Origin of the sequence: Paenibacillus alkaliterrae (genome assembly GCF_021532375.1) — a bacterium.
Taxonomy (GTDB): Bacteria; Bacillota; Bacilli; order Paenibacillales; family Paenibacillaceae; genus Pristimantibacillus; species Pristimantibacillus alkaliterrae.
On the sequence record NZ_JAKGAP010000025.1, the window covers coordinates 25,786 to 33,299 of the forward strand.

The 7,514-nt window shown below is 47.4% G+C and carries 7 protein-coding genes, 4 tRNA genes and 1 pseudogene; 1 reads left to right on the forward strand and 11 read right to left on the reverse strand.

The features are described from left to right. Nucleotides 1-104: 104 nt before the first annotated feature. The 5 genes and pseudogenes from L1N85_RS12585 to L1N85_RS12605 form a co-directional block, all read right to left on the reverse strand. Nucleotides 105-380, reverse strand: coding sequence for a hypothetical protein (locus L1N85_RS12585; RefSeq protein WP_235238406.1), 276 nt, complete (start codon nt 378-380; stop codon nt 105-107). 211 nt (nt 381-591) lie between these two features. Beyond that, a pseudogene (locus L1N85_RS12590) lies at nt 592-854 on the reverse strand (SAM-dependent methyltransferase); the annotation flags it as partial. Nucleotides 855-859: 5 nt separating this feature from the next. Beyond that, nucleotides 860-1,696, reverse strand: coding sequence for a nucleotidyltransferase domain-containing protein (locus L1N85_RS12595; protein ID WP_407946376.1), 837 nt, complete (start codon nt 1,694-1,696; stop codon nt 860-862). A gap of 34 nt (nt 1,697-1,730) precedes the next feature. After that, nucleotides 1,731-1,880, reverse strand: coding sequence for a hypothetical protein (locus tag L1N85_RS12600; protein ID WP_235238416.1), 150 nt, complete (start codon nt 1,878-1,880; stop codon nt 1,731-1,733). A gap of 286 nt (nt 1,881-2,166) precedes the next feature. Next, nucleotides 2,167-3,165 carry a Gfo/Idh/MocA family protein gene (locus L1N85_RS12605; protein WP_235238419.1) on the reverse strand — a complete coding sequence of 333 codons (999 nt, stop codon included), beginning with the start codon at nt 3,163-3,165 and terminating at the stop codon, nt 2,167-2,169. Between the two features lie 218 nt (nt 3,166-3,383). On the opposite strand from L1N85_RS12605, the gene L1N85_RS12610 reads away from it, so the two are divergent. Further along, nucleotides 3,384-4,778 (forward strand): DUF5808 domain-containing protein, encoded by a 1,395-nt coding sequence (locus L1N85_RS12610; RefSeq protein ID WP_235238421.1) that lies wholly within the window; start codon nt 3,384-3,386, stop codon nt 4,776-4,778. Nucleotides 4,779-4,780: 2 nt separating this feature from the next. Here the strand turns inward: L1N85_RS12610 and L1N85_RS12615 are convergent, their stop codons facing one another. From L1N85_RS12615 to L1N85_RS12640, 6 genes are all read right to left on the reverse strand, one after another. Next, nucleotides 4,781-5,374 (reverse strand): AAA family ATPase, encoded by a 594-nt coding sequence (locus L1N85_RS12615; RefSeq protein ID WP_235238423.1) that lies wholly within the window; start codon nt 5,372-5,374, stop codon nt 4,781-4,783. 147 nt (nt 5,375-5,521) lie between these two features. Beyond that, nucleotides 5,522-6,631: an RNA-guided endonuclease InsQ/TnpB family protein gene (locus L1N85_RS12620; protein WP_235238425.1), complete on the reverse strand. Its 1,110-nt coding sequence runs from the start codon at nt 6,629-6,631 to the stop codon at nt 5,522-5,524. A 288-nt stretch (nt 6,632-6,919) separates the two neighbouring features. Further along, nucleotides 6,920-6,994: transfer RNA gene (locus L1N85_RS12625), tRNA-Gly, on the reverse strand. A 9-nt stretch (nt 6,995-7,003) separates the two neighbouring features. Beyond that, nucleotides 7,004-7,078: transfer RNA gene (locus L1N85_RS12630), tRNA-Gln, on the reverse strand. Nucleotides 7,079-7,105: 27 nt separating this feature from the next. Beyond that, nucleotides 7,106-7,182 (reverse strand) — tRNA-Asp (locus tag L1N85_RS12635). 35 nt (nt 7,183-7,217) lie between these two features. Then, nucleotides 7,218-7,294: transfer RNA gene (locus L1N85_RS12640), tRNA-Met, on the reverse strand. Between the last annotated feature and the right edge of the window lie 220 nt (nt 7,295-7,514).

A 7,514-nucleotide genomic window follows, 5' to 3' on the forward strand; every position in this document is an offset into this window, starting at 1 on the left:
ATTTCCTAATACCCGCAGACCGATGCGACCAAACCCCAATTAACAAAAAAAAGCACCCCCTATTCGGTTGTCGCCGAATACGAAATGCTTGGCTGATTTTTTTATTATGAAGAGGAGCGCTCCGTCCCTTTGATCTCCAGACCGAATGCCAGTGCCCGTTTCAGAGAATCCTCGGTAAATTTGGATTTCGGATATTTCTTCTCCACTTCCTCTTTCGTCAGCGGAATCCATTTGAAATCCTTATTTTGATACACGTATTTCTTCACGCCCCAATCGACGTGAATCGTTCTGTTGGCCACCTTCGTCACCATGCCGATCTCCGTCACCAGGTTTGAAGTGCCAAAGGTTCTAATACAAAATTTATTAAGGATATCGTTCATGTTTTGTCCCTCCCATCCATGTTGCGCCTGCCGTTTAGTGAAACAATTATTTCTTGAACTACCCCCGCCTATGGATCTTCGCATAACGCTCCTTGGAAAGCGAGCCGAGAACCTCCTTCCTAAGACGGTTAATATGGATCGTTATTAGTTTTTTCATCCGCTCCGACGCGAAATAATCATCACGCTTTTTATAAAGTCCTTGGTCTCATTCATCAATGATTTGAACGCTTCTCACATACTTGATCAAAATATCATCGGAAATATCGATATACTCATCGCTCAACATCGAGAGGAACAAGCAGAGCACGCATACGACATGCAGTCCCTTGTATCCTGAGCCTTCAGCGGCGCCGCGAAAAACTCGTTAATCGCGCTAAGCGTAAATAACGGCGTATTGTAGCGAGATACGTTGAGATATTCAAACTGATACTGTGCATGCTGCTTATAGGAGACCTCGTTATCCGCAGCCTTATATACCATTAACCCCATACCTCTTTCAACGCCTTACGAAACAATTGATCGAGCTGTTCGTCGACTATGCTTACCGATTGCCTAAGCGCAAGGGCCGTCTGTTCAAAATAGGCAATTCGATTCTCTAAATAATCGTTAATGGGGTGAAGCCTCGGCTCATAATCCAGCTCCTCGCCGGATTTCTTGCGAATTAATAATTTCTCGATCTCAGCATGCAGCTCGCTCCCTTTCGGAATTAGCGCCTCTACCAAACGATCGAACTCGATGGGGGGCATCGTGTTATAGGTCTCAATCCAGCCGCAGGCCAGAATCGGCCTTAACACATAGAAATACTTCTTGATCTTCACCTGCTCCCCTTGCAGGTAATCCCTGTAGTTACCTTTTGCCATATTGAGATAATGGTACATACATGACTTGGGTGAAAAGGTTAACGGAGAAATACGGCGGATTTGCTCTGCAACCGAGTATTTCGTGTAATAGGGAATCGGTGACTGCAGCCATTCCAGCAGCGGCGGGTTCGACTTCCGAAACAGATTAAGTGCCTTACGCAGATCCCAGCCGTTAATATCCAACAGTTCGCTAACGGGTCGCTCAATGACGTCCCGTTTATCAAATATCGATAAATACCAGTCCACTTGCCTGACATAGATGAAACGAACGTCATAATCGCTGTCCTTGGAAGGGAAGCCCCAAGCGCGGCTGCCGGATTCGCATGCGTAAAAAATGCGCACCTGCTCCTCTTGTTCAATTTTATGAAGCTCCTGTAATATTTCCGGATGTAATTCGTACACAGCTTTCACTCCTCTTGCGATAGTATAAAAAAGACCACGGACGAAATCGTCCATGGCCGGGTGCTGAGGAAGGCAAGCTATTGTCTGACTATGCTAAGTCAGCATACAGCCGCGCTTCTTCAAAAATGATTCCCGCCGCCAACACCTTGTAATCTAATGACGCGAACAGCGTCGGTCCCGCATAGACATGCACCTGCTCTGATGGCAGCTGGACCTTCCGATAATATGTTTCTTTCATATGCTTGTTATCTCCAAGTGATCATTTGAACGCAAAAAGCCATGGACGTTTACTTGTGTCCATGGCTTTGCTTACACCTTTACTTTCTAAGTTTCGCACCATCGAGCGGCGAACGAAATCTTAGAAAAAATCACAAGGCCCGTAGAGGCCGATGATATGGACTTCCCGTATGAATTTGTATGAGCATTTAATTCGGGTCCGAACACTGTCATCGGCCTCCTTTCAATTGATTTACATTATAATAATGCGTCTAACCAGCATTTGTCAACAGTTCTATCGGCCTTTTCTACGATATCCTGCCGGCCTTATCCGCAGGATACGTCAAACCGATCTGCCTTCTCGCCTCATCCATAATCTCCATCGTTGTTAACGAATTCGCAAAGGTGTTGACCTGTGACTCGGTCCGTCCCGCTTGTATGAGCTCAATGAATTCCTTAGCCTCATAAAACATCGATTTGCTTCCCGTAGGCCGAGATATATCCTCTACGGTCCCATTGCGATAATGAATTTCAACCTTGTCGGCTTCGCTAATTTTATTAATAACGATACTTCCGTTCTCCCCTTGAATTTCAGAGGGCAGCGAGGAATGAGTAATCTTGGAATACATAATAACCGCATCCATGGCCGGATATTGCAGCACAATGCTGCCCTCTCCATCGACGCCGGATTCCAGCATGACGCCGGCAGCCTTCACCACATCCGGCTTTCCAAAAAGCGCAACAAGCGGATACAGGCAGTACACCCCGAGATCCATCATCGCTCCATTAGAGAAAGCCGGATTAAATGCATTAAGCACTTTGCCTGCTTTGTAAGCATCATACCTCGAGGAATACTGGCAATAGCTCGCAAAATACCGGCGGACCGTCCCTATCTTATGTATGTTTTCTTCAATAGACTTAAAGCTGGGAAGCAGCGTTGACTTTAACGCCTCCATCAACAGCACGTCATTCTCCTTCGCAGCCGCAATCATTTGCCGCACTTCGTCCGCATTTGAAGCGATTGGCTTCTCGCATAACACATGAATGCCTTTGTTCATGCATACAATAGCATGCGCCGCGTGGAACGAATTAGGACTCGCGATATATACGGCGTCAATCGCTCCGCTTGCGGCCATCTTTTCTACATCGGTAAACATATGAGCAATTCCATGCTTCGCCGCAAACGCACTGGCCGTTTCCTCCGCCCGCGAGTACACTGCCGCTAAAGCGAAGCCTTCGACATCGCGCGCCGCATCGATAAAAGCCTCCGTAATCCAGTTCGTTCCGATAACGCCGAATCGTATCATAATCGTTGCTCCTTGAAAAAGTTAATTTGATCAAGCCTTCATCTCGTTAACGAGTACCCGCCAAGCGGGTATCCTTCCATATTATAGCCCTGTATGATTCGCCTTGTCCAAAAAATGATCTGCTATTTTTTTGACAACAGCTTATAATTATATTAACATCACTAGTTAATGCCATGACCGTCATGTAATCATCCCTTTATCGAACAGGAGGCACTTTCATGGATACGCTATTTCTGATCTTACCCGCTTTATTCGTTTATATCTTCATCCTTGCCCTATTTCTGAAACAAGCCAAGCCTAGCAACAATATCTTGTTTGGTATAACGCTTCCTTCGCAAGCCCTTAAAGACGCATCGATCGGGCAGTTGCAAGCCGCTTACAAAAAATCATATATTCTATACGGTATTATTTCATTAATTACGATAGCCCCTCTCTACTTTTTGGCAGACTACATGTCCATGGCACTCATTTATATTTTTATTTGGTTTGCAGCATTCATCTACACGTCCAAGCTCCCATTCAATAAGTTCCACCATCAAACCGCCGCGCTCAAAAGAGAAAAGGATTGGTTCGTCGGAGCAAAACGGATCGTCCGTATCGATACCAAAGTCACTCTTCTGAAAAAGTCCATGGTCATTTCTCCCTACTGGTTTCTCATTCCAGTTCTAATCTCTATTTCACTCATTATTGCATCCCTATCAAAAGAAAATGTGCTGCTCAAATTAACAGGCACCGCATCGCTCATCATGACCGCCATCCTATTCATCTTCTATTCGGCTTTCCGCAATATGAAAACAAAGGAGTACAGCAAGAATCACGACATTAATGCCGCGATCAACCGGGCAACCAGACGCTACTGGTCCATCCTTTGGCTGGCCATGGCCATATTCGAGAGTTTCAACGCGATCGTTGCTTATACGATTTTGACAGAGGGTAACTCGTCGGACTTCACCCTTTGGATCATCGGCATCGTAATGGTTTCTCTGGTTCCTCTCGGCGCTATTCTTTTCGTACATAACAAAGTGCGTTCATTGGAGCAGAACCTCTCGCAAACCGACGGACAGGGCATTTTAATGGACGATGACGAATATTGGATCAATGGCTCGACCTACTATAATCCGAACGATCAATCCGTCATAGTGCCGAAGCGCGTCGGTATAGGAACGACCGTGAACTTGGCAACGCGCGCTGGAAAATGGATTCAATACGGCAGCATCGTTTTGACGATTGCTATCGTATTGCCGCTTGCCGCATTTGCGGTGCAGTCCGACCATACGTCTCCCTCATTCGGTATCGGGGACGATGGTGCTGTAACCATTGATTATCCGTTATACGACTACAGCTTCCATATTAACGAGATACAGCAATTAACACTGGAAGAGGCCATTCCGACCGGGTTTAGAACGAACGGAACAGCAACCGCCGAGTATGCGCGCGGCAATTTCTCGTTAGAGAAGCTGGGAGCAACCAAGCTCTTCATATTCAAAAACTCGCCCCCCTACATATTTATGAAGCTGGACGGCTTGTACGTCATTTTCAACGATCAGGACAAGGCCAAAACAATATCCATTTATGATGAACTCAGTAAACGGAGGAACGCTGGAGAATCCTGATGTCACGTTGCGGTGCTGTAGACGAAATTCTCGAGCATCGCTAAGATGATCTCATCAAAGGGCTTAGAGTTGTCATAATAAAGCACCGAGGAGGCTGGAATATTCCATTTCAGCTCTCTCATCGCAAGCGAACGGCTAAATTCGCTCCAGTTATCCAGCTTCCACCGGTCAAGCTCAGAGCCTCTTTGCACGATTCGCTCATAGTAGTGCTGTTCATCCTGAAGCGATACGAAAATAACCTTCACATCCACATCCCGTACGGAGGCCCCGATGGATGAGAGCTCTTGCTCGATCCATTCCGGAGTCTCCGTTTCTTTCGTGAAAGGACCAATAACAAGTATATCATTGCCAATCGCCAAGTTCTCGAGCGCCGCATCCATCGTAATCCGATACCCGAGGTCGCGGCAGAGCTTCTTGTACTCTGCAGAGTCTCGATCACTTGGATCCAGCCCGGCTTGCGTCATAAGAGCGACTGCAGCCGGGCGAAGCAGCGTGTCCATATCGAGAAGCACCGCTCCTCTTCTGCTTGCCAAAGCCTTTGCCAGCGTCGTCTTGCCCGCGCCGGCTCCTCCAACGAAAAACACTAATTTACGCATGATTTCATCCCTCCAATTGACACTCCGCACGGCTGAAGCCGTGGGATTCCTGGCTAGCTGATGCGTCCGCAGTCCGTTTCCGGCTTGGACAACTGCCAGGTTCTGGGCTGTGCCATCAGCCCGTCCTAAGACAGTGCATCTAGCATCTTAGGCTGGCAGACTTTGACCATCTGCCACAGATTGGCGAATAATGTTGATTGCGCCGATCCGGTCACGATGTCCGTGATATCCACAGGAACACTGATACCTTCGGTCCCTTGCCTTATTACGTCTCGCACAGTCGGGGCATGTTTGGGAAGTGTAGGCGGGATTTACTTCGATGACCAGAATGCCCGCCCATGCCGCTTTATACGAAATAAACGTTTGCAATTGATAGAACGACCAGTTGTGGAGGTTTTTAGCGTTTTTACGACTTGTTCTTGTCGTTTGGCGAATGCTCGTGAGTTTCTCGAGCTTGATCACGGATACCTGTTCTTGAATCGCCATGTTCACTATCTTCCGGCTGATCTTGTGGTTTTGGTCCTTGATATAGCGGTGCTCCTTGTTTTGTTGTTTACGGATGGCGGACAGCTTTCCCAGCTTCCCCAGTTTCCTTCGGCGCGACTGATACTTACGGCGCATATACTTATTTTGCCTTCCATTGCCGATAAACCTCGTTTTACCGGTTGTGGTGACCGCAACAGCAGGCACTTTTATTCCCAGGTCAATTCCCATAATCGTGTCGCCAGACGGTTGCTCCTTCGGCACGAGAACGGCTGCTTGCACATACCACTTACCCGATTTTTCAACGACTTTCAGCAGGCCGAGTTTTCCGCTGGATAAGAGGGTGGCTTCACGTTCCGAGAGATGCGCTGCAACCTTAAGCCGTAGTACCTTTGCATCCACCATGACAGGAAACGAAACCGTAGTATCCCCAATCGAATAGTTTTGATTGTTTACGTAGTACACTCTTTTGCGTAAAATCGGGCGTTTCCCCGTCTTCTTCGTCTTCTGATGGATGCTTCGCGCATCGCGAATCGCCTGATTCTTCACCGCTGATGGCAGATGAGCCTGAATGTCCTTGGAGCTTAGCTTGGGAAACACAGCTAATCCTTCCGCTTGTTCCGTCAATCGATTGACGGTTTGAATATATTCGGTTCCTATCTGTTTCAACAAAGTAGGGTCGCTTGGGAAAATACGAAGCTGTACGGTAATCGTTTGCACCCTTTCACCACCTTGTCTTTTGTTCTTCGACTTCACATCCGTCGGAAAAGCCATCCGTCGCACCTTCAAATCTTTTTACGATATCGCAGGCAGAACACAAGGTGTAGTGGATTAGCGATACGCTTGTTAGCGTTCTTTTCCAAGCTTTTCTCAATTATACGCGAACACTAGTTCGTTTACAATTAAAAATCCCAGCATGTAGAACAAATCAAGCTGTCTCCTGACAGCCCTTGTCCTAAGCCGATTCATCCCATGCCTGAAGGCGAAGGTTTTCTCGGCTAGTTTCTGTAAAGATATACAAAAAAAGCACCTTGCTTCGCAAGATGCTTGTGTTTGAATTCATGGAGCGGAAGACGGGAATCGAACCCGCGACCCTCGCCTTGGCAAGGCGATGCTCTACCGCTGAGCCACTTCCGCATATTTAAATGGCTGGGGATTCAGGGATCGAACCTGAGAATGACGGAGTCAAAGTCCGTTGCCTTACCGCTTGGCTAATCCCCAATATATATTTTTTTACCTTTTTTTAAATGGCGGAGCTGACGGGATTCGAACCCGCGGTCTCCTGCGTGACAGGCAGGCATGTTGGGCCACTACACCACAGCTCCATATGTAAGCTCGGATAAAACCGAAGGTGAAATCTTGGTTGCGGGGGCAGGATTTGAACCTGCGGCCTTCGGGTTATGAGCCCGACGAGCTACCGGGCTGCTCCACCCCGCGTCATTTACTACTTATGCGATTTACAGAGTGAACAAACGCCACTTGTGTGATCGTTTGCTAACGCAAGCATTAGCAGATTGCGCCCTGAAAACTGGATACGAAAGTCAGGTTTGCTGAAACCTTGTTAGCTGTTGTCTGCCGGATGTATGGGTCCAGGCAAACGGTTTTAGGATAAGCCCTCGACCGATTAGTATTCGTCAGCTGCACACATTGCTGTGCT